At 64.5% G+C, this 21,649-nt stretch carries 25 protein-coding genes and 1 tRNA gene; 11 read left to right on the forward strand and 15 right to left on the reverse strand.

Going from position 1 to position 21,649, the window contains the following annotated elements; translation table 11 throughout:
* The first annotated feature begins 9 nt into the window (after positions 1-9).
* The 3 genes from DFO63_RS07140 to DFO63_RS07150 are packed head-to-tail and all read left to right on the forward strand — an operon-like array spanning position 10 to position 3,255.
* Positions 10-330 carry a hypothetical protein gene (locus DFO63_RS07140; RefSeq protein ID WP_147416400.1) on the forward strand — a complete coding sequence of 107 codons (321 nt, stop codon included), beginning with the start codon at positions 10-12 and terminating at the stop codon, positions 328-330.
* Positions 327-545, forward strand: coding sequence for a hypothetical protein (locus DFO63_RS07145; protein ID WP_119006677.1), 219 nt, complete (start codon positions 327-329; stop codon positions 543-545). Before DFO63_RS07140 ends, DFO63_RS07145 begins: the two co-directional genes overlap by 4 nt.
* A 7-nt stretch (positions 546-552) precedes the next feature.
* A complete protein-coding gene (locus DFO63_RS07150) occupies positions 553-3,255 on the forward strand; it encodes a toprim domain-containing protein (RefSeq protein ID WP_119006678.1) in 2,703 nt (900 codons plus the stop codon).
* A gap of 200 nt (positions 3,256-3,455) precedes the next feature.
* Here the strand turns inward: DFO63_RS07150 and DFO63_RS07160 are convergent, their stop codons facing one another.
* Entirely contained in the window at positions 3,456-3,758 is a 303-nt protein-coding gene (locus DFO63_RS07160) for an addiction module antidote protein (protein WP_119006680.1), read from the reverse strand.
* 75 nt (positions 3,759-3,833) lie between these two features.
* On the reverse strand, positions 3,834-4,121 hold the full coding sequence (locus tag DFO63_RS07165) for a type II toxin-antitoxin system RelE/ParE family toxin (RefSeq protein ID WP_119006681.1): 288 nt from the start codon (positions 4,119-4,121) through the stop codon (positions 3,834-3,836).
* A 382-nt stretch (positions 4,122-4,503) separates the two neighbouring features.
* On the opposite strand from DFO63_RS07165, the gene DFO63_RS07170 reads away from it, so the two are divergent.
* From DFO63_RS07170 to DFO63_RS07205, 7 genes are all read left to right on the forward strand, one after another.
* Positions 4,504-4,740 (forward strand): hypothetical protein, encoded by a 237-nt coding sequence (locus tag DFO63_RS07170; protein ID WP_119006682.1) that lies wholly within the window; start codon positions 4,504-4,506, stop codon positions 4,738-4,740.
* On the forward strand, positions 4,737-5,009 hold the full coding sequence (locus tag DFO63_RS07175) for a hypothetical protein (protein WP_119006683.1): 273 nt from the start codon (positions 4,737-4,739) through the stop codon (positions 5,007-5,009). The genes DFO63_RS07170 and DFO63_RS07175 overlap by 4 nt, the downstream gene beginning before the upstream one ends.
* Positions 5,010-5,079: 70 nt before the next feature.
* Positions 5,080-5,487 (forward strand): hypothetical protein, encoded by a 408-nt coding sequence (locus tag DFO63_RS07180; RefSeq protein ID WP_119006684.1) that lies wholly within the window; start codon positions 5,080-5,082, stop codon positions 5,485-5,487.
* Positions 5,480-5,860 (forward strand): hypothetical protein, encoded by a 381-nt coding sequence (locus tag DFO63_RS07185; protein WP_119006685.1) that lies wholly within the window; start codon positions 5,480-5,482, stop codon positions 5,858-5,860. The genes DFO63_RS07180 and DFO63_RS07185 overlap by 8 nt, the downstream gene beginning before the upstream one ends.
* Positions 5,861-6,133: 273 nt before the next feature.
* Complete coding sequence (locus DFO63_RS22320) at positions 6,134-6,337, forward strand: hypothetical protein (protein ID WP_119006687.1); 204 nt, start codon at positions 6,134-6,136, stop codon at positions 6,335-6,337.
* Positions 6,334-6,555, forward strand: coding sequence for a hypothetical protein (locus DFO63_RS07200; RefSeq protein WP_032975126.1), 222 nt, complete (start codon positions 6,334-6,336; stop codon positions 6,553-6,555). The genes DFO63_RS22320 and DFO63_RS07200 overlap by 4 nt, the downstream gene beginning before the upstream one ends.
* Positions 6,555-7,751 carry an integrase gene (locus DFO63_RS07205; protein ID WP_119006688.1) on the forward strand — a complete coding sequence of 399 codons (1,197 nt, stop codon included), beginning with the start codon at positions 6,555-6,557 and terminating at the stop codon, positions 7,749-7,751. The genes DFO63_RS07200 and DFO63_RS07205 overlap by 1 nt, the downstream gene beginning before the upstream one ends.
* 232 nt (positions 7,752-7,983) lie before the next feature.
* Here DFO63_RS07205 and DFO63_RS21955 read toward each other — a convergent pair whose 3' ends face one another.
* The 3 genes from DFO63_RS21955 to DFO63_RS07220 all read right to left on the reverse strand — a co-directional run bounded on the left by DFO63_RS21955 (position 7,984) and on the right by DFO63_RS07220 (position 11,600).
* A complete protein-coding gene (locus tag DFO63_RS21955; RefSeq protein WP_147416402.1) occupies positions 7,984-8,616 on the reverse strand; it encodes a hypothetical protein in 633 nt (210 codons plus the stop codon).
* Positions 8,617-8,727: 111 nt separating this feature from the next.
* Positions 8,728-11,214: an autotransporter outer membrane beta-barrel domain-containing protein gene (locus DFO63_RS21960; RefSeq protein ID WP_147416404.1), complete on the reverse strand. Its 2,487-nt coding sequence runs from the start codon at positions 11,212-11,214 to the stop codon at positions 8,728-8,730.
* 310 nt (positions 11,215-11,524) lie between these two features.
* A tRNA-Lys gene (locus tag DFO63_RS07220) sits at positions 11,525-11,600 on the reverse strand.
* A 179-nt stretch (positions 11,601-11,779) separates the two neighbouring features.
* Between DFO63_RS07220 and DFO63_RS07225 the strand changes: the two genes are divergently transcribed.
* Entirely contained in the window at positions 11,780-12,736 is a 957-nt protein-coding gene (locus DFO63_RS07225) for a DUF2268 domain-containing putative Zn-dependent protease (RefSeq protein WP_119006691.1), read from the forward strand.
* A gap of 90 nt (positions 12,737-12,826) precedes the next feature.
* On the opposite strand, the gene queC is transcribed toward DFO63_RS07225, so the two are convergent.
* From queC to ruvB, 10 genes are all read right to left on the reverse strand, one after another.
* Positions 12,827-13,492 (reverse strand): 7-cyano-7-deazaguanine synthase QueC, encoded by a 666-nt coding sequence (gene queC, locus DFO63_RS07230; protein ID WP_119006692.1) that lies wholly within the window; start codon positions 13,490-13,492, stop codon positions 12,827-12,829.
* A gap of 78 nt (positions 13,493-13,570) precedes the next feature.
* The gene (queE, locus tag DFO63_RS07235) at positions 13,571-14,272 is read right to left on the reverse strand and encodes a 7-carboxy-7-deazaguanine synthase QueE (protein ID WP_014038217.1); all 702 of its coding nucleotides are present in this window, start codon (positions 14,270-14,272) and stop codon (positions 13,571-13,573) included.
* Between the two features lie 300 nt (positions 14,273-14,572).
* Positions 14,573-15,391: a tol-pal system protein YbgF gene (gene ybgF / locus DFO63_RS07240; RefSeq protein WP_101765957.1), complete on the reverse strand. Its 819-nt coding sequence runs from the start codon at positions 15,389-15,391 to the stop codon at positions 14,573-14,575.
* Positions 15,392-15,394: 3 nt separating this feature from the next.
* The gene (pal, locus tag DFO63_RS07245; protein ID WP_014038219.1) at positions 15,395-15,913 is read right to left on the reverse strand and encodes a peptidoglycan-associated lipoprotein Pal; all 519 of its coding nucleotides are present in this window, start codon (positions 15,911-15,913) and stop codon (positions 15,395-15,397) included.
* 64 nt (positions 15,914-15,977) lie between these two features.
* A complete protein-coding gene (tolB, locus tag DFO63_RS07250) occupies positions 15,978-17,297 on the reverse strand; it encodes a Tol-Pal system beta propeller repeat protein TolB (RefSeq protein WP_014038220.1) in 1,320 nt (439 codons plus the stop codon).
* A gap of 285 nt (positions 17,298-17,582) precedes the next feature.
* Positions 17,583-18,635 carry a cell envelope integrity protein TolA gene (gene tolA / locus DFO63_RS07255; protein ID WP_049442640.1) on the reverse strand — a complete coding sequence of 351 codons (1,053 nt, stop codon included), beginning with the start codon at positions 18,633-18,635 and terminating at the stop codon, positions 17,583-17,585.
* On the reverse strand, positions 18,625-19,053 hold the full coding sequence (gene tolR / locus DFO63_RS07260) for a protein TolR (protein ID WP_006438804.1): 429 nt from the start codon (positions 19,051-19,053) through the stop codon (positions 18,625-18,627). The genes tolA and tolR overlap by 11 nt, the downstream gene beginning before the upstream one ends.
* A 24-nt stretch (positions 19,054-19,077) precedes the next feature.
* The gene (gene tolQ / locus DFO63_RS07265; RefSeq protein WP_006438802.1) at positions 19,078-19,857 is read right to left on the reverse strand and encodes a protein TolQ; all 780 of its coding nucleotides are present in this window, start codon (positions 19,855-19,857) and stop codon (positions 19,078-19,080) included.
* Between the two features lie 10 nt (positions 19,858-19,867).
* On the reverse strand, positions 19,868-20,299 hold the full coding sequence (gene ybgC, locus DFO63_RS07270) for a tol-pal system-associated acyl-CoA thioesterase (RefSeq protein ID WP_014038222.1): 432 nt from the start codon (positions 20,297-20,299) through the stop codon (positions 19,868-19,870).
* Positions 20,289-21,329: a Holliday junction branch migration DNA helicase RuvB gene (gene ruvB, locus DFO63_RS07275; protein WP_014038223.1), complete on the reverse strand. Its 1,041-nt coding sequence runs from the start codon at positions 21,327-21,329 to the stop codon at positions 20,289-20,291. Before ruvB ends, ybgC begins: the two co-directional genes overlap by 11 nt.
* Between the last annotated feature and the right edge of the window lie 320 nt (positions 21,330-21,649).

Here is a 21,649-nt window from a genome sequence, read left to right on the forward strand (position 1 = left end):
TAATAAACCATGGCTGTTCTTGAACTGGCGATGCTCTCGCCAATGGCGAAGCTTTGCCTGCAATCCACCATCCGTCACGGCGGGTTGGTGGTTGGCGTACGCGGCTACACCGGCCGTCAGGCCGAGGCCGGCGAAGCATTCACCGCGGCGCCCGTGTGGCAGTTGATGGCGCTGGGCCTTGTGCGCTGCGCGCCCGGCAATGACCGCCTGCTGGAAGTGACTGATCGCGGTATCGAGTTGAACGACTGCGGCGTGGTCGAAATCAAGAACCCGCCCGAGGGGCTGGGACTGATCGACGCCGAGACCGACCAACGCGAGGCGACCCCATGAGCCAGCGCGACGCATGGTCGACCGCACAGGTGCCCTTCCTCGTCCCCGGCCCTTCCGGGTACGTGCCTACCGATCCTGCCAAGAAGGCAGAAGACGCCGCCACGCTGGCCGCGCGGGTAGCCGCGTTCCGCAAGGCGGGCGGCAAGGTCGAAGTCATCACCGAACCCACCTGCCGCCCGCAGAAAAGCAGCAAGCGCCGCAGCGCGAAGGCCTGAACCGATCATGCAAGAAGACATCCGCCAGCAAGTTCTGCAGCGCATCGAGCGGGACTACGGCCTCAAGCACCGTCCCAGCACGGAATACATGCGCGGCGGCAAGTGCCCCGCCTGTGGTCAGAAGGAGCTTTACACCAGCTTCCAGAATCCGTGGGTGCTGCGCTGTGGGCGCCAGGCCAAGTGCGGGCATGAGGTCAGCGTCAAGGATGTCTACGACGATCTGTTCGATGACTGGTCAAAGCGCCACGAACGCACGGAGACGGCGCCGCACGCTGCGGCGGACGCCTACCTGCGGTACTCGCGCGGCTTCGATCTGACCGCGCTCCGTGGCCTCTACACGCAGGAGAGCTACTTCGACCGCAAGTCCAGGGAAGGCACCGCGACGGTACGCTTCCCGCTGACCAAGGGCGGCTATTGGGAGCGTCTGATCGACCGCGCTCACCGCTTCGGCAAGCAGAAAGCGCGCTTCATGCCGGGCCAGAGCTATGCGGGCGCCTGGTGGATCGCCCCCGCTGCGGCCGACATGCTGCCGACCGCGCGTGAGGTCTGGATCACCGAGGGCATCTTCGACGCTATCTCGCTCCTGCAGCATGGCATTGCGGCTGCATCCGGTATGTCCAGCAACGGCTACCCCGAGGAATCGCTGCGCGCCCTGCGCGACCAGCGCGGCGGCAAGCTGCCGGTGCTGGTATGGGCCTACGACAACGAGCCAACCGCACGTGATTACGTGCGCAAGCATGCACGCCGGGCCGAGACGCTGGGCTTCAAGAGCCGTGCAGCACTGATCCCGCAGAAGCCGGGGCAAAAGACCGACTGGAACGACCTGCATCTGCGCGCGTCGACCATCAACGACGCCGACGCACGCCAGGCTCAGTGGGATGCCGACATCGCGGAGGCGCGCTATCACGGCGACGTGCTGCTGGCGAAGTCCGCCATCGAGAAGGGCCTGCTGATGTATGCCCACACGCAGCGCCGCGAGTTCCACCTTGAACACCGCTCGCGTCTGTTCTGGTTCAGCTTCGATAGCGTGAAGTTCGACAAGCTGTGCCAGGAGCGCGCCAAACGTAAGGAAGACCCGGACGAGGAACTCGACGCCGACGAGGCCGAGAAGATCCGCCGCGCCTGCTGCAGCGTGGAAGAAATCGCCAACTGCTATCCAGAGGCGCTCTACTTTCAGAGCCATGAGGTGACCGACGAAAGCTGGTACTTCTTCCGCGTCAGCTTCCCGCACGATGCGCCGCCCGTAAAGGGCACCTTTACCGGTGCGCAGGTCGCCAGCGCCAGCGAGTTCAAGAAGCGCCTCATCAGCATGGCGCAGGGCGCGGTGTTCACCGGCACCGGCCACCAGCTGGATTGCATCATCCGCGACGTGCTGTATGACATCACCAAGGTCCAGACCATCGACTTCGTGGGCTACAGCGAGGATCACAAGTCCTACATCCTCGGCGACGTGGCGGTGCGCGACGGCGAACTGAGCATCGCCAATGCCGAGGACTACTTCGAGTTCAAGAACCTGCGCGTGAAATCCACGCAGAAGTCGATCCGACTGGACATTCAGCGCGACCCCGAAAAGCAGCGCAACGACTGGCTGGCGTGGCTGTGGATGTGCTTCGGCACCCACGGCATGATCGCGCTCACGTTCTGGTTCGGCTCGCTGTACGCCAACCAAATCCGCAGCGCGCACAAGTCGTTCCCCTTCTTGGAAGCGACGGGCGAGGCCGGCGCCGGCAAGACCACGCTGCTGACCTTCCTGTGGAAGCTGCTCGGCCGCAGCGACTACGAAGGCTTTGACCCGGCGAAGTCATCCAAGGCCGGCCGCGCCCGCGCCATGGGCCAGATTTCCGGCATGCCGGTGGTGCTGCTGGAGGCCGACCGTAGCGACGCCGATCGCTCGCACGCCAAGTCGTTTGAATGGGATGAATTGAAGGATTACTACGGCGGCGGCACCCTCGCCACGCGCGGCGTGCGCAATGGCGGCAACGACACCTACGAGCCCCCATTCCGGGGCACCATCGTCATCAGCCAGAACGCCGCCGTGGACGCCAGCGAGGCCATCCTGACGCGTATCGTCAAGCTGCACTTCCGCAAGCCGCAGGTCACCACTGAGAGCCGCATCGCGGCCGACAACCTTAACGCCCTGCAGGTGGAGGAACTGAGCCACTTCCTGATCCGCGCCGTCCGCGCCGAAAGCCAGGTCATGGAAAAGTTTGGCGAGCGCGTGCGCTTCTACGAGGGCAAGCTGCGCGAGCGCGGGGAGCTACGCATGGAGCGCGTCACAAAGAACCATGCGCAGATGCTGGCGCTGTTCGACGCCCTGCGCCTGGTCATGGAGATCCCCGAGGAGATGGTGGTCGCCACGCGCGAAGCGCTGGTTGCGGCCGCACTGGAGCGCCAGAGCGCGGTGAGCGCCGATAGCGCCCTGGTCACTGAGTTCTGGGAGGTCTACGAGTATCTGGAAACCACCAACGGCGGCATGCCGGCGGTGAACCACTCGCGCGATGCATCGCGGATCGCCATCAACCTCAACGAGTTCGCCGCCAAGGCAGCGCACCATTCGCAGCAGCTGGCAGACCTCAAGGTGCTGCGCACGCTGCTGCGTGACTCGCGCCGGCACAAGTGTCTGGACACGAACGTAGCCGTGAACAGCGCTATCCGTCAGGGCACCATGGGCGCCGCCGCCACGGTCAAATGCTGGGTGTTCAAGGTATGAACACCCTAGCCGTTCGCCAATCCCCAACGCCTGCGCGCCAGGTCAACAGTGGCCCGTGCCAGCGCCATGAACTGCGGATCGTCGCCCGCTTGCTCTTCGCTGGCTTCCAAGAACAACCGAATGTCGTCCTCGGTTCGCAGGTGGTCTGTAGCCTCCCACGCGTGCAAGGCAACCTTGCCCGGTTCCGCCTGGCCCATCGGTCAGGCAGCGCTCGCGTGCAGCTGCACGCCGAGGGCACGCGTCACCTTGAGGATGGTGGCGAAGTCCGGGCTGCGCTCGCCGGACAGGGCGCGGTACAGGCTTTCGCGCGACACACCCGCATCGCGGGCAACCTTGCTCATGCCCTGGGCGCGGGCAATATCGCCGAGCGCCTTGGCGATGAATGCAGAGTCGCCGTCGCTTTCGGCAATGCACGCGTCCAGATACGCGGCCATTTCCTTGGGGGTGCGCAGGTGTTCGGCGACGTCGAACGTCTCCAGCTGAATCTTCTTCTTAGCTGCCATGTCTGTGTGACTCCGTTTGCTTCGTTGTTCCGTGACTTGGGTGTTTCATCGCTTCGTGTTGCTCCTGCCCGCCCCTTAAAGGGAACGGGCCAATTCCTTTGCTTTGTCGATATCGCGCTGTTGCGCGCCCTTATCGCCGCCTACCAGCAGGATCACCAGCTCGTTTCCGCGCTGCGTGTAATACACCCGGTAACCCGGACCCACATCGACGCGCAGTTCCGAAATGCCGCCGGTCAGGTTCCGATGATCGCCGGGGTTGCCTTCGCCCAAGCGGCGGATTCGGGCCAGGATGCGAGCGCGTCCCGTGAAGTCCTTCAGGCCGTCGATCCATGCGGTGAACTGTGGGGTGCGCTTCATTTCCATAGGAACAACTGTAGCCCACCGGCTACAAATGGTCAAGAACTTTGTAGCCCTACGGCTACAAGACAGTCGGCGCCAAATGCGCGCCTTGAATCATTCACCCAATGCTTGACACCTGCAAAAAACGAGGGCAAAGTCCGCTGCAAGGAGACTCAAAACTCCGAGAACGAAGCGGAAACCGCGCCCGTCAGCATTGCGGTTTTTTTGCGCCTGAAATTCAAGCGCACCGACGTCTTCTGCGTCGGGAGGGCGGCAGCCATACAACACCCGAAAGGGGAAAACTGCCCGCCGGTCTTCGTTCCGGTTTTGAGCCTCCCGACACCCTCGTTGCGACGACTCAAAACGTCTCTGCGAGGTCACATCTCAAACGAAGGAGACGTCACCCATGGCACACAGCCACGGAGCGCCCGCGCATGCCGCGCGCCAGCTCGCACATTTTTTCGGCCAGATCGCCGACACCACCGAATGGAACCACGCCTGCTGGCAGGGTCTCTTTGCGCGCCTGCTCGGCGCGGGAAAGACGCCGGCAGAGTTGACGCTGGGCGAGATCCAGAACGCCGTCGATCAGGTAAAGGCCCGGTGGGCAGATTGCCAAGGCACCGGCCCGAGGGCGGTGTCATGAGCGCACACACCCGCAACGGCACCCGCACAGCGGCGGATGTGGTGAACAGCATCCACTTCGTGGTGCACGAAAACGACATCGACCGTCTCTGGCAGGCCCAGCAGGCCATTGACCTGCTCGCGCTGCTCGATACCGATCAGCCTTCCCCCATCACTCTCGACCACATCGCCGCAGTCGCGGCGTACGTCGCGGAGGATCTGCGCCATGTGTTGGGCAATGCCCACCGGGCCGACCAGCTGCCAGCCGTAGACCTGGCGGACACCCTGTAAGAACGGGTCCGGCCGGTGGCGCGCCAACGCCACCGCTGGGCCTTCCCACCACGACGCTCGGAGAAGAGCCATGTATCAGCAAACTGAGTCACCCCCAGCCGCCGCATGTTCGCAGGGGGCCGACACCGGACCCGCCGCGCAGGCTACCACGCGGCCAGAATTCACCACGGCCACCGACAGCAAGGCAGTGCTGCAGTTCGCCATTGCCCCCGATGAGATTGTCGTGACCGCGATTCTCGCCATGGGGGCTCCCCGCTGCATCGAGCAGCGCTGGACGCGTCGGACCCGCAGCAGCTTTCTGCTGGCCGCAGCCCCGGTACTGTGGGCGATGGAGAAGGACGCCATCGGTCACGACCTGGCCGACTTCCTCGACCATGCCGGCGTGCCCCTTGCCATCGCCAACATGCTGCCTCGGCCTGCCAGCACCGCCGCATCCGCGGCTATCGCTGCAGCAGCGCTGGAGGTGGCCAATGTCTGAGAGCAAGCCATGCCGATGCGCACGGTGCGAGACGACACCGGCCAACGCCCGCCACTGGGTGAAGCACCTGACGCAGCAGGCCGAGTACGCAGCGGAACTCCCCCCCTACGAGCGTGTCGTTGGCCTGCATCAAGCCCAGCAGGCACTGGCGGCCGTGCTGACCGCGCGCACCTCGCCTGCAGTCCAGCCGCTTTCTGGCCGGGAGGATCTGACGGCTGCGGTGATCGCTGCGGTGAAGCGTCATCGCTCCCTGGTGCACTCGCCTCACAGTGTCTATGCAACGGAACTGGCCGCTGCGAGCCAACAGGTCGACGCTGCTTTGGCGACACTGGCCGCCCACGACTTCGATGCCGGCGAGGTGGCCACCGTATGAAGTACCTCACGACCCAACGGCAGATCGCGGCGCCGTGGCCGATGCCCAGCTGCAGGGCCGGGCATACGGCACGACTGATGGAAGACCGCCGCAGAGCCGATGCCGGCGGCGGCCACTACATCGAATGCCAATGCGGCCGCACCCACAAGCACCCCAGCGCACACCTGGCCTTGCAGGAGTGGACCCGCCTGTACGGGCGCGCGACACCGGCAGCTTCCCCAACCAACAACGTGATCCAGCTGGGGCTGGGGCTGGGCGACAGAAGCACCGGGTGTGGATGACGCCACAGAGCAGCACCGGCGGGCCTGCGAGGCCCGCCACTGGATCAGGCAGGGCTACAACAGCGGCAGATGGGTGGACGAACTGATTACCCGCATTGCGGGTAAACGTGGCGCCGCTGCAGCCGAAGCCTTACGGGAAGAAATGCGCCGGCAGTGGCTACGTCGGCGCGAGTGGATGGAGGCGTCCGAGCTTTGAGCAGCCGCATTGTGCAATTCAACATCCTGCAGGAGCTGTGCACCCCGCACGGCCCCCCACCCCGTGCGGCGACCGTGCGGCGCTGGGCAGAACGGCAGGGTATCCGGTACAAGTACGACCGCCACGGCGGGATCTGGACCACCCTCGACGCGCTGAACGCCGCGCTGGGGCTGGTCGAACCGCTCCAGCACGAAGTACGGGAAGAGGACAACATCTGATGACACGCGGCAGAAAAAGGAAGTTCAATCCGGCCATACCTAGGCACATCGAGCAGGGAGCATTGCCGAAAGGGATCTACTGGCACGACGGCCGCTGGTTCATCTACGAAGACCACGCGGAGGGCGGCCGGCGCGTAAAGCGTACGGTCGCCCACGCCAGCGCCCGCCTGTCGGAGCTGCACGCCATCGTGGAAGAGATGCGCACAGGTGCAGGGCGCGGCACGCTTCGCTTTCTCTTCGACCGCTACCACGAATCCAGCGATTTCAAACGACTCGCCGCCGGCACCCGCAGGAACTACGAGGGCTACGCGGAGGTGTTGGCCACCTACGTCCGCAAGGATGGAACGTCGCTGGGATCTATCCAGGTCGACCGCATCACAACGCCGGTTGTACAACGGCTGGTGGAGACTTTTGCTGTAGGCCGCCCGGCGAATCGCACCCAGCCCGCCCTCCCTGCGTACCCCAGCAAGGCCAATCATCTGCACCGCTTCCTGCGGCTGACCTTGTCGTGGGGTGTACGCATGGGCTACTGCAAGACCAACCCGGCCAAAGGCGTGCGCCAGGCGAAAGAACGGGGCGACGCGCGCATGCCGTCGCAGGAAGCGTTTCGCGCAGTGCTGGCTTTCGCACGGGAACGCGGCGCGCTCCCTTCCAACGCCAAGGGCAGCTTTCCCGACTACCTGGCCCCGGTGATGATCCTGGCCTACAGCGTCCGCCTGCGCGGCATCGAGGTCTGCACGCTGACCGACGCGCACCGCCAGGCCGAGGGGGTGCATAGCAATCGCCGCAAAGGATCGCGTGACAACGTGACGGAGTGGGACGCAGCGATGATCGAAGCATGGGAGCAGCTGCTGGCGCGGCGCCACCGCATCTGGAACCGAAAGGGCCGAGTGCGCCCTGTTCCCCTGCGCGCCAACGACAGGTTCTTGCTGGTGGAGCGCAGCGGCGAGCCGATCACCAAGTCTGCGCTCGACAGTGCATGGCAGCGCTTCATCACCGAGGCGGTTCGCGTAGGGGTGATTTCCAAGGCCGAGCGCTTCGCACTGCACGGCTTGAAGCACCGGGGCATCACAGATGGTGACAACAAGGCTGCGGGCGGCCACGTTTCGGAACAAATGCGGCAGCGATATGACCATGAACTGCCCGTGGTCCAACCGCCCGGCAGGAGGAACGCGCTTGACTGCGGAACCACCTAATTCTTCCGAAGAACCTCCCTACGAAACGAAGAAGGCGCCGCTAGGGCGCCTTCGTTGTTGATGCAGTTCGTAGGCAGTGGTGAATTTGACCCATACACCGTCGAAATGTGGGGGGCCTGGGCCAATCCCGGGAGACATGAGCTAGAGGGCCAACCGCCGGTGCGCTGACCTGCCTGTTCTCTGCAGACCAGACTGCGCGGATGCGGGACAATCAGCCTCGCATGCGAGCAACCTACTTCTGCTCACTATCCAGTTCAGCCTGCTGGCCAGCATCATCTTCAAGCCGCCGGATTTCGGCCCCGATGAGGCGCTGGGCATTGGCAAATGAGATGTCGGCTCGCTTCCAATTCTCCTCAGCGACTTCAAGAGATTCGGCCTTCAATGCCGCTGTCACCTCATCGATCAGATCGTCTAGCCGGATGCAAACCTTGGCTGCGTGAATTCGATACTGCAGCACAGTCATTTCAGCCTTGCTTGATTGAATGGCGCCATTCACTGCGTGATCCATACGAACGCGGGCCCAAACTCCATTGATACCAAGGGCATCCAACATTGCGCCATGCGCTTCGGACGCGCTTAGATAGTACTTTGCTACAGCTTGCTGAAGAGCAAGCAGATTGGCTCTTTCCGCATCACTTCGTTGCATCCTTACGTGATCTAGCCGCAATTCCTGCCGCAGGCGCCTCTGGGATTGCTGCCTCTTTCCTTCAGAGAGGTTCTCCTGCACCCATCTCAGCGCAAAGCCCAGGATCAAGGCCAACACAGGGATCACCCATTTCCAATCATCCGTGCAGACCACGCTTGCGGGCTGTGCACACAGATTGGGAGCGGCTTCCAACCCAAAACTAACCGGTGCCCATTCCATGAAATCTCCTTGTCCAAGCACGGCTGCATAGTTGCAGCCGTGCTTGCCTAGCGACCTACGAAGTAGATCAAGAATCCCCGCGCAAAAGCACTCTGGAGTGCTTGATGCAGGTCACCAACTGTAGCTAATACCAACCTGAGCGCTCGTCTGATGGAATCCGCTTGCCTTCTGCAGCAATAGACCGCCCCACGCGCCCAGTCCGTTGGCGAATTTCAACGAAGCACCCGCGCCGAACTCACCACGGCTACGTGGGATGCGCGCATCCACGGCTTCACCGTCCATACGGATCTGTGATTCGGCGCGGGTGTGCAGCCAGTGGGCCGTGACGTACGGCTGCACCTCGGCGGCGCCGTTGCCCCAGCGCGTCACACTGGATAGACGCACACCGACTCGACCGAAGAGACCGTCAGCATCCTCGGTAGTCACCACTGTACCGTTGGCTTCGGTATGGCTGCCGCTGTCCCAGCGGTTGTAGCCAATCTGCAGCTGCGGCTCCAGATACACCCCACCATTGCTGGGACCGCCGGCGCGGAAGGCATAGCCGGCCTCCACGGCGCCTTGCCAGGCGCGACTGTCGTAGCGCTCCTGAGCCAAGCCGACTCCGTCCACACGATTGCGGAACTGGGCACGCTGCACAGAACCGTCCAAGTAGAACCCCGCGTACGGATCACTCATACCTGCGCGACGCCACGTGCCATACACACCCAGCGCCTCACCTTTCACCTTGCCACGGGCGTAGTAGCCAGTCAGTTCATTGACAGAGGTGCTGGTCGCATTTCCGCTGGACAGCATCAAACCCACGCTGCTACCCGAATCATCACGCCACACATCGGCACCCACACTCAGGCTTTGGCTGTTGCCACGGATGTCGAGCTGACGGCTGATCGCGTCGAAGCCGTTGCGCGAGCCGTCGACACGCGCCCAAGCCCGCCCACCATTCTGGCCTGCATTGCGATCATGGTAGCCCAGGCGGAACATTGTCTGCGCCGCCTGCAGGTTGGCCAAGTACGCGCCCGGTTCGGGACGGAGCAGCGGCTCCAGCTCCGGCTCCGGCTCCAGTTCTGGATTCGGATTCGGGTTGGGATTCGGGTTGGGGTTGGGATTCGGATTCGGATTCGGGTTCGGATTCGGATTCGGATTCGGATTCGGATTCGGATTCGGATTCGGATTCGGGTCGGGATTACATTGCGGAAGGCTGGGATCTACCACGCAGGGGTCTGGCGGAGTCGGCACCTGTGATCGGAGATACCAGTTCCCGTTGGAGTCATTTTTAGTGAGGAAATAATCGTACGGGCCACCAACCGCACGCCCGGCCAGCTGAAATACAGCTCCCGATTGCCCCCCAACCTGAATCAGCTCAATTCCGTTGGTCGTCTTGGCTCCTGCTCCCCCTACATTCGCAACCTTTACGTACGCCTGGCCACTGGAGTCTCCCAGCACATGCAGGTGATCCGTGGCCGATGCATCTCCGGCCAGCACAGTGTTGAACGCGAGTGTCCCACCGCTGCCAACGAACGAGCCTGCAGTAAGGCTATTGAACTGCGAACCGTCACCCATGGTTACGGTGCCACCCGCTTGAAGGTTCAGATTGGCAACATCGCTCGCTCCGGTAAGTTGCCAATGCCCTCCGTCCATCACAGTTGCGTTTGCCACGTTGTCGAATGCGCCAGTGATGCTCCCTCCGCCTCCAAGCGTCACATTGCCGAAGCTCAGCCCGTCGCGAGACGCCCAAACATTGCCTTGAAGCGCACTGTTTGTAACGGTGAAGTTTGTCGTAAATGGAGACTTGGCAACGCCGTCAACGATACTGGTCGTTACGTGCAGCAGAATGCCGTTCCCGGCAACCAGTTCGGAGCCGTTCTCAACAAAAATGTTGACTGCCATTATTTGACCCGGCGCCCCTCCGCCGCTGCTCGAGGCGGTTAGTGCGGCTTCCGTCCTGCCAACCACTTTCGACGCATTGATGATCAGCGCTTCATCGCCGCGCAATCCCGCCGAGCTACCACCTAAGCCCAATGAAATCCCTTTGCTGCCTTCAACAACCGAACCATTCGAAACGATGATCCCAGCCGAGTTGCTGGCAAGCAGCCCAGCTGACGAATAGGTGGGCTCAGTAGTGCTGAGGGTTGAGTTAGACAGAAGAATACGCGCGCCGCTATTCGCCAGGATGCCATAGTTTTTCCCAACCACAGAGCTATCAAAGAGCTCTGCATAGCTAGGATCTAGGGTGCCGCCGCCCAGAGAAAGATAAATGCCATTGTACCCGCCATGAACAATGCTGCTCGAAAACAAGCGAACTCCCGAAGAACCCCTGACCACCACGGCCCCGAGTAAAAAATTTGCGGAAGGACTTGCGTTCACACTTGCGTGGTCGAAGTTGGCGACGGAGTTTGTTTCGACTAGGACCGCGCCCGTTTGCGCGCCAGGAAGTACATTCAGAGTGGAATCGTACGCGACGTACCAGTCCTGTAGCGGCGTTGCTGGGTCTACGTCTACTGTGTCGCCATTGAGCGCATTCCCGGCGAAAGCACCGGGGGCGGCGAGCGCGATTGCAAACGCGAAGAAGAGCGCCGAACGAGAGGTTGGTCGAGATGACATGCGTGCTGCCTCAGTTTGGTGAAGGGCAATCAACGCAGCAGAAGCTAGACCTACATGGAAGATGCCTTCGTGAATTTGATTGCGTGATGTGCATCACACAAATTCCGAGAAGACACAGGCTAACACAACGCAATTTTAACAAGCTGAATCGACAGTCATGTTCGGCATGATTCTTGCAGCGCTCACTACTATCCATCACTGATGCAGCTGTCAGCTGGCGTAGTGGAGCGCGGGACGCTCTAATTTTTCCGCCAATTTTTCCGGACCCACAAAAAAGGCGCCCTGAAGGCGCCTAAGTTGTTGTCACAATTGGTGGGCCGTGATGGATTCGAACCATCGACCAAAAGATTAAAAGTCTTCTGCTCTACCGACTGAGCTAACGGCCCGCTGCATTGCCCCGGCCTTTCGGCGGGGTCCGCATTCTACCCTACTTTGCTGGGTCGCGCGAAACCACGGTGTGTCGAGACTGCCGGCCAGCGGCCGGCACTACCCGATCGGGCCAGCCCACTTAAACCTTCCGGCCCCTCTACGCATCCCATCAGCGATCCCCACCGCGGAACTTCGGATGCGTCTGCCCTTCATCCTGCTCGTCGCCCTGCTGTTGCCCTGCAGCGCTCTGGCCGCCCCGTCCCAGGTCGTCACTGACGACATCGCCCGCTTCTGGGCCACCTACGATGCGGTGCGCGCCGAACCCGATGCAGCCCAACAGGTGGTCCTGGTGCAGCAGCGCTACATCGATCCGGGCAGCCCGGGACTGCATGCACTGATGCAGGTCCGCAATTACACCGCCCGCGAATACGCCGAGGCCATGCAGTCATGGCCACGCTTCTGGACCTCGGTACGGCCGTTGACTGCGAACGCTCAGCAGGCCAGCGCCACGCTGGAGCGGGATCTTGCCGCGTTCCACGCGCTCTACCCTGCCCTGCGCCCGGCCACCATTACCTATGCGGTCGGTGTGCTGCGTACCGGCGGCACCACGCTGGGCGACAAGGTGTTGATCGGCGCGGAGATGGCGCTGGGCGATGAGCGCGTGGACGTGAGCGAACTGCCCGCGCCGATGCGCGACCGCCTGCGGATCTTCTACGACAGCCGCCCCGGTGCGAACAACGCGCAGAACAACCTGCACGAATACGTGCATACCCAGCAGCGCGAGACCACCGGCAACCTGGCCCAGTACGCGGTGCGCGAAGGCGTGGCCGAGTACGTGGCCGAACGCATCAGCGGGCGTCGGCCGGCGCTGCCCTTCTACGACTATGGTGCAACCCACGAGGCGGGGATCCGCGCGCGCTTCATCGCCGCGATGGACAGCGATGACCTGGACAACTGGCTCTACAACAGCGCCCGTAATCCATTCGGTGTCAGTGATGTGGGCTACTACGCCGGCTATCGCATCGCGCAGGAGTACATGCGCCGGCAGTCGGACGAGAAGGCGGGTATCGCGCGGATGATCGAGCTGGATTATGCCGATCCGGAGGCGGTGCGGGCGTTTATTGAAGCGTCGGGGTGGTTGCAGGCCCGGTAGGTCAAGGAGTGCGAACCAACGGTTCGCACCCACCGGGAGAGCGATTCGCACCCACGGGAATGCCGGCCAGCGGCCGGCTCTACCGCATGGTCAGGCGTACAGCGTCGGGTCGGCGACGCCGGCCTCGGCGAAGCCCTGCGCGCGCAGGCGGCAGGCGTCGCAGTGGCCGCAGGCGGCGCCGTTGGCGTCGGCGTTGTAGCAGGACACGGTCAGGCCGAAGTCCACGCCCAGGCGCACGCCTTCGCTGACGATCTGGCCCTTGCTGAGGAACTGCAGCGGTGCGTGCACCTTGATGCCCGCACCCTCCACGCCCGACTTGGTGGCCAGGTTGGCCAGCGCCTGGAACGCCGCCACGAACTCGGGGCGACAGTCCGGGTAGCCGGAATAGTCCACGGCGTTGACGCCGCAGAAGATGTCGTTGGCGCCGAGCACTTCGGCCCAGCCCAGGGCCAGCGACAGCATGATGGTGTTGCGTGCCGGCACGTAGGTAACCGGGATGCCGGAACCGCCGGCCTCGGGCACGTCGATGTCGTCGGTCAGTGCCGAACCGCCGATGCTGCGCAGGTCCACGTCCACGGTCTTGTGCGTGACCACGCCCTGGGCCTTGGCCACGCGGGCGGCGGCATCCAGTTCGGAGGTATGGCGCTGGCCATAGCGCACGCTCAAGGCATGCACGGCAAAGCCCTGTTCCTGGGCCATGGCGATGACGGCGGCTGAATCCATGCCGCCGGAGAGAAGCACGACTGCCTTCTTCATGGGAAAAACGTCCGGTTGGGAGGGGAAAGCCAGCACGCTGTCCCGCGCCGGAGCTACATCAGGGAACGCTGCGCCGGCTCATCGACCCGGCTCGTCGTTCCACAGGATTTTATGCAACTGCATCTGGAAGCGCACCGGCAGCCGGTCTTCGACGATCCAGTCGGCCAGCTGCCGCGCGGTGATCTCGCCCTTGCTCGGCGAGAAGAACACGGTGCAGCGCTTCACCAGGCCGTGCTCGGCGACCATGGCCTTGGCCCAGTCGTAATCCTCACGGTTGCAGATGACGAACTTGATCTGGTCGCGTGCGGTCAGCAGCGGCAGGTTTTCCAGGCGGTTGCGGGCGGCTTCGGCCGAGCCTGGCGTCTTGATGTCGACCACGCGCGACACGCGCGGGTCCACAGCGCTGACGTCCAGCGCGCCGGAGGTTTCCAGCGAGACGTCCATGCCGGCGTCGCACAGCTTCTGCAGCAGCACCAGGCAACGCTTCTGTGCCAGCGGCTCGCCACCGGTCACGCAGACGTGGCGCACGCCCTGGGCCAGCACCTCGGCTACGATGTCGTCGATATCCCACCAGGTGCCGCCGTGGAAGGCATAGGCGGTGTCGCAGTACTGGCAGCGCAGCGGGCAGCCAGTCAGGCGCACGAACACGGTCGGCCAGCCGGCGGTATCGGCTTCGCCCTGCAGCGAGGTGAAGATCTCGGTGATCTTCAGGCGTGGCAGGGGCGACTGCACGATCTCACTGGGCGTGGCGGCGGCGCTGGACGGGGTAACGGCGGTCATGGCGGGTACTTCTTGGAGGGACACGTGGCGGGGGAGCTACCGTGGCCGGTAACGAAAGCAGCCGAGCATGGCTCGGCTCTACAACAGCAACCGGGCGGGTGAACCCATCCGGTAACGAAAGCAGCCGAGCATGGCTCGGCGCTGCAACAGCAGCCGGTCGGGTGTGGCCCAGCCGGTAATGCGAGCCGTCGGGCATGGCCCGGCGCTGCCGGATCCGGGCGGGTTTGCCGAGCCGGAAACGAAAGCAGCCGAGCGTGGGCTCGGCTCTACAGGACACGTATTGTACGCCCGGTCAGCGGATCAGCGGATCTGCCTGCCGAGGCGGATCGACTGCAGGCGGTCCTGCGCGGTGCGCGCGGCGTCCGAGCCGGGGTACTGCGCCACGACGGCCTCCAGCGTCTGCTGGGCCTGGTCGACCTTGCCCTCGCCATACTGCGAGAGGCCGACCTTGAGCAGGCCGCCTGCGGCCTTGTCGTGGGTCGGATAGCGCGAGAGCAGTTCACGGAACTGGGTCTCGGCCATCGGGAAATTGCGGGTGGCGTAGTAGCTCTCGCCCAGCCAGTACAGCGCGTTCGGCGCGTAGACGCCGTTCGGGTACAGCTGCAGGAAGCTCAGGAACAACTGCGCCGAATCATCGTACTTGCCGGCCTTCAGTGATTCGAAGGCAACGTTGTAGGAGGTGCGCTCGTCGCCGGTGGCGGCAAGGCTGCCGGCATCACCATGGACGGAAGGCGGCCGCTCGGAAGTGGCCGCCGCTGCGGGTTTTACCGGGGCCGGGGCGGCCTTCGGCGCGCTCGCCGGAACGGGCGGCAGGGCCGGGGCGGCATTGCCCCCTTCCAACCGGTTCAGGCGGCTGTCCAGATCCAGGTACTGGTCCTGGGCGGACTGCTTGAGCTGGGCGTTGTCGTGCTGCAACTGCTCGATCGAGGCCTGCAGGCTGGTGACCTGCTGCCGCAGCTGATTGATCTGGTTCAACAGGTCCTGGTTGGCACTGTTGTTGTACATCTGCTGCTCGAGCGCGCCGACACGATCGGCCAGGCTCTGTCGCTGTGCATGCGCCGGTGCGGCAGCCACGAGGGCTGCCGCAACGACCAGCATCAATTTGATGCCAATGCGCATGGATTACTGCGCGGTGTAGACGATTTCGACGCGACGGTTCTGCGACCAGCAGGACTCGTTCGACTCGGTGCAGACCGGACGCTCTTCACCGTAGGACACGACGGTCAGCTGCGAAGCCGAGCCACCGTTGGCCTGCAGGGCCGAGTTGACGCCGTTGCCACGACGCTCACCCAGGGCCTGGTTGTACGCGCGCGAACCGCGCTCGTCGGTGTGGCCCTGCAGGGTGATGCGCGAGGACGGACGGTCACGCAGGTACTTGGCGTGGCAAGCCATGATGGCCTGGAATTCCGGCTTCACGTCTTCCTTGTCCAGGTCGAAGTAGACAACGCGCTGGCGCAGGCAAGCGTCGGTGTCCAGGTCGCCCGGGCCGTACAGGCCGGAGGTCGACGGACCGGTCGGGGTGGTGGTCGAGGTGCCGGTGTCGACCGGAGCCGGCACTTCTTCCTTGACCTTCTTCGAGCAACCGGCCAGGACGGCCACAGACAGCAGGGAAACAAGCAGAACGCGGGTGGACTTGTTCATGGCGATACCTTTGTGGCTCCTAGGCCGATGAGGGGTTCAAGACAGCGAAAATATTAACACTCTTTTAGCGCTGGGTACGGTATGGGGACCATGCCGGTTCGCGCACATCTCCGTCAGCCAGAACCAACCGCTGGCGCACGCGCGCATCGGCGGAAACGGCGTACAGCACACCACGGCCACCCTCGCGGGCGGCGTACAACACCATGCTTGCGTTGGGCGCAAAGCTCGGAGATTCATCCAGCGAACCCGGGGACAGCGTGCTCCAGCGGGGCGAACCCAGCGAGCTGTCCATCATCGCGATCTTGTAGCTGTTGCCCGAGCCCTGCGCGACGGCGATCTTCTTGCCGTCGTAGGACACCGAGGGCTTGGCATTGTAGTTGCCCTGGAAGGTCACGCGCTCGGCGCTGCCGCCACCTGCACCGACCTTGTAGACCTGCGGACGGCCGCCACGGTCGGAGGTGAAGTACACCGCGCTGCCATCCGGCGCCCAGGTCGGCTCGGTATCGATGGCGAAGTGGTTGGTCAGCTGGGTCAGCTGCTTGCTGCCCAGGTCCATCACGTAGATTTCCGGATTGCCCGAACGCGACAGGGTCAGGGCCAGCTTGCGGCCGTCCGGCGAGAACGCCGGGGCGCTGTTGATGCCGCGGAAGCTGGTGACCAGCTCGCGCGCGCCGGTGCCGATGTTCTGGATGTAGATCGCCGAATTGCCACGCTCGAAGCTGACGTAGGCCAGCTTGCTGCCATCCGGGCTCCACGACGGCGACAGCAGCGGCTCGGCCGAACGCACGATGGTCTGCGGGTTGTAGCCGTCGGAGTCGGCCACCATCAGCGCATAGCGCATGGCGTCGCCCTTGCCGCTGGCGGTCACGTAGGCGATGCGGGTCCAGAAGGCGCCGCGCACACCGGTGATCTTTTCGTAGATGGCGTCGGCCATCTGGTGGGCGACGTCGCGCATGGCGTTGCCACGGGCGGTCATCGCCAGGCCCAGCAGGCGCTCGCCCTTGGGCACGTCGAACAGTTCGTACTCGACGCGATAGGCGCCGGCACCGGCGTCGAGCACGCGGCCGACCACGATGTAATTCTGCTTCAGCGCACGCCAGGTGGCGAACTGGATGTCGCCGCCACGCACGGGCTTCTCGACGATCTGCGCTTCCGGCAGCGTGCGGAACTGGCCCGAGCGCTCCAGGTCGGCGCGGACCACGCCGGCGACGTCGGTCTGCGGAGCGGCCGACGAACCCTGGTAGGGCATCGGCACGATGGTGATCGGCAGGGCGGAGGCATTGCCGCCGATGATGTCGATATCCAGCCCCTTCTGCTGCGCGACGGCAGCAAAGGGCAGCAACAGGGCCGCAAACACGGCAAGCCAGCGAGGCATCTTTTTCATGGAGCGCTCAATAGGGGGAAACCGGAACGAGGGATAACAAAGCGGGAGTGAACCGCTTCGCAATCATGAACCAAGGGTACGTGAATTCCGGGTCAGTTCCAGCCCGTCTTCTCACGTACCGTTAACGTCGTGGCTAACATCGCACCTGCCTGCCCCGGCCACACCGCCCCTAGCAGGCAGTGTTCGACAGCAGCCCACAGCCTGCCCGGTCGAAACCGAGCGCACCAGAGGCAAGCGCGACAGCCGTGGGCGCGGGCGGCCTGATGACCGCCCTGCCCCACTCGATCAATCCTGTGCAGTGAAGGTCAGGTTGAGCGTGCGGTTGAACACCGACTCGAAGCCCCGGTATGGCAGCGGCTGGGCGTTGAGCACGGCGGCCTCGATCGAGCGCTTGCCGGCCTCGTCATAGGGGCAGTTCGCGCCGACCTTGGCCTGCAGCACCTGCCCACCCGGGATCTGGGTGATGGTCACCTGGCACTTCTGCCCCAGCGGCACGCTGTCCGGGCGGGTCCAGGTGTCACGCACCTTGGCCTGGATCGCCGCAGCGTACTTGGCGGTCAGATCATCGCTGCTGCCGCCCCCACCGGCGGCCGGCCGGGAGGCGCCAGTGGCACCGGCAGCCGCACTGCCGGCCGCGTTGCGCGCGGCGGCGACCTCGCGCAGCTTCCGCTCGGCCAGCTTGGCTTCCTTCTCGGCCTGCTCGCGGCGGGCACGGATCTCGGCGATCTTCTTCTGCTTCTCGGCCTCGGCCTTGTCAGCCGCCACGCGCTCCTGCTCGGCCTGCTTCTTCTTCTCGTCGGCTTCCTGCTGCTTGGCCAGGCGCAGCTTCTGCTCCGCTTCCTCCTGGCGCTTGCGTTCGGTCAGGTCGATCTGCTCCTGGCGGCGCTTGGCTTCCTGTTCCTGCTTGGCCTTCTCCTGCGAGATGGCCAGCGCACTCACCGCTTCCTGGTCCTTGGTATCCGGCTGCGCGACACGCTCCTGCGCCTGTTGCTGCTGCGGCGTGGGGGCGTCCTGCGGGCGCGGTTCGGGAATCGGCTGCGGCGGCGGAATGGTGTCTTCAGGGACCGGAATCGGCTCGGCGACCGGCGGCGGCAGGTCCTCCAGCTTTTCCGACTGGCGCAGGGCCTGGCGCGCAGCGGAGGCCTCGGATGCGGACAGCGCCAGGCTGGCCTCGACCGAGGGATCGCCGGCGGCGGCATCGGTGTTGCGCTCGGGCGACCACAGCCAGGCGCCGATGAAGACCAGCGCAACCAGCAGGTGCACCAGCAACGCCAGCGCCAGGGGCAGGCCCCAGCCGGGTTCGCGCTGATGCGGAGGTGGCAGGGCGTCAGCGTGCATCGGTGGCCAGGCCTACCTTGTCTACCTTGGCGCGCTTGATCACATCCATCGCGGCGATGACCTTTTCATAGGCCACGGCGCGGTCGGCGGCGACGATCACGCGCACGCCCTTGTCCTGGGCGGCGATGCCGGCCAGGCGACCTTCCAGTTCCTCGGCCGACACGGCGGCCGGTTCCTTGGCGTCGGGCAGCTTCAGGCTGAGCTGGCCGTCCTGGCGCACCGAGACGATCACCGGGTCCTGCTTGCTCTCCAGCGCCTTGGCGTTGGACTGCGGCAGGTCGACGTCGAAGCTCAGGGTGAGCAGCGGTGCGGTGACCATGAAGATGATCAGCAGCACCAGCATGACGTCGATGTAGGGAACGACGTTGATTTCCGATTTCAGCTTGCGGCGCTTGCGGCGACCGATGGCAGCGGACATGGCTTGGACTCCCGGGTCAGGCGCTTACTCGTCGCCAGCGCTCTGGCGCTGCAGGATGGAGCTGAACTCTTCGGCGAAGGTTTCGAACCGCACCGACATGCGCTCCACGCGGGTGGTGAAGCGGTTGTAGGCCCACACCGCCGGGATCGCCACGAACAGGCCGATGGCGGTGGCGAACAGCGCTTCGGAGATGCCCGGCGCGACGGCGGCGATACCGGCCTGCGCACCGCTGCTGATCATGTCGTGCATGGTCACCATGATGCCGAACACGGTACCGACCAGGCCCACGTACGGCGCGGTCGAGCCGATGTTGGCCAGCAGCTCCAGGTTGCGCTCGAGCTGGTCCACTTCGCGGGTGTAGGTGGTGCGCATGGCGCGCTGCGCGCCTTCCAGCTGCGCACGGCCATCCAGGCGACGCTTGTCGCGCAGGCGGGTGTACTCGCGGAAACCGGCTTCGAAGATGGCTTCCAGGCCGCCGACATTGCGGCTGCGGTCGGTGGCCGAGCTGTACAGCTTGCCCAGGTCGGCGCCGGACCAGAAGCGGTTCTCGAACTCGTCGGCTTCACGGGTGGCCTGCTTGAACACGCGGGCCTTGCGGAAAATGATCACCCAGCTGACGAACGAGCCGACCAGCAGCAGCAGCACGATGATCTTCACCGGCAGGCTGGCCTTGGCCATCAGTTCGAGGTAGTTGATGCCGCCGCCGGTGGTGGCCTGGGCAAGGGTCTGTGTCGCGGCGTTGCTGACGTCGGCCGGCAGTGCCTCGGTGACCGTGGCCTGCAGGGCCAGGAGCGTTGCGATCATCCGTTGTTCCTCAGTGTTCGGATTCGGGGTGGAGGTGGGGTTGCAGCACGGCAAGGACGGCGTCGTCCATGCCACGCGGGCGGAAACTGGCCGCTTCCAGTGCGGCAATACGGACCTGCGCCGACAGCAGCAGCTCGCCGTCGCGCAGGATCTGCTGGTCGAAGACCATGCTGGCCTTCTTCAGCTGGACCAGGCGGGCGCTCACCTGCAGGGTGTCATCCAGCCGTGCCGGCCTGATGAAATCCATCTGCATCGAGCGCACCGCGAAGACCATCCCGTGCTCGGCGCGCATGCGCTCCTGGCCGTAGCCCAGCGCACGCATCCATTCGGTCCGGGCCCGTTCCATGAAGGCCACGTAGCGGGCGTGGTAGACCACGCCACCTGCGTCGGTATCTTCCCAGTAAATGCGTGTCGGCCAACTGAATCGGGGCTCAACCGACATCGGGAACCTCCGCGAACAGGTCCTGCGGCGGGTTCTTGGGCTTCAGGCCCATGTGCCGGTAGGCCTTGTGGGTGGCCATGCGGCCACGCGCGGTGCGCACCAGGAAGCCCTGCTGGATCAGGTAGGGCTCGACCACGTCTTCCAGCGTGCCGCGCTCTTCGGACAGCGCCGCGGCCAGCGATTCGATGCCGACCGGACCGCCGTCGAAGTAGTCGACCATGGTCTTGAGCAGGCGCCGGTCGAGCTCGTCGAAGCCCTCCGGATCAACCTTGAGCATTTTCATCGCGGCCTGTGCCACGGCCTCGTCGATGTGGCCGCCCGCCTTCACCTGCGCATAATCGCGCACGCGGCGCAGCAGGCGGTTGGCGATACGCGGGGTGCCACGCGCGCGGCGAGCGATCTCGCCGGCGCCATCGGCGGTGCAGTCGATGCCGAGGATGGTGGCCGAGCGGCGCACGATCCGGGTCAGCTCTTCGACGCTGTAGAACTCCAGGCGCTGGACGATGCCGAAGCGGTCGCGCAGCGGCGCGGTCAGCAGGCCGGCGCGGGTGGTGGCGCCGATCAGGGTGAACGGCGGCAGGTCGATCTTGATCGAACGGGCCGCGGGGCCCTCGCCGATCATGATGTCGATCTGGAAATCTTCCATCGCCGGGTACAGCACTTCCTCGACCACCGGCGACAGGCGGTGGATCTCGTCCACGAACAGCACGTCGTGCGGCTGCAGGTTGGTGAGCAGTGCGGCAAGGTCGCCGGCCTTCTCGATCACCGGGCCGGAGGTGACCCGCAGGGCCACGCCCAGTTCGTTGGCGATGACGTGGCTGAGGGTGGTCTTGCCCAGGCCGGGCGGCCCGAAGATCAGCACATGGTCGAGCGCGTCGCCACGGGCCTTGGCCGCTTCGATGTAGATCTCCAGCTGCTCGCGCACCGGGGCCTGGCCGAGGTAGTCGGCCAAGCGCTTGGGGCGGATGCTGGCGTCGGCGGCGTCATCCTCGCGGGTGGCGCCGGCGCCGATGATGCGGTCGTCGGTCATGTGCTGATTATGCGGCAAAAGCGCGGGTTTCGGCCGGGCTGCGCCCGGCACCCGCAGAGGCAACGGCAACGGCAACATCCAGAGCAACAGCCGAAGCGGGCTTCCTGGGGAATGGCGGGGTGGGTCCGGTTGCGGGGGACGCTGCAAGTACGTCCATGCAAGCTCGGTCGCCGCATCCATGCGGCTCACGCCCCCGCAACCGGCCCCACCCCGCCTTCGACAGTTTCCTGCGGTCTGTCGGAACGGCGTTCTGCTTTGGTGGGTGCCGACCGTTGGTCGGCACGGTAGATCCAGGCGTGGAGGAAACTGGAGAGCAGAGT

Source organism: Stenotrophomonas sp. AG209 (assembly GCF_003550055.1).
Lineage (GTDB): Bacteria > Pseudomonadota > Gammaproteobacteria > Xanthomonadales > Xanthomonadaceae > Stenotrophomonas.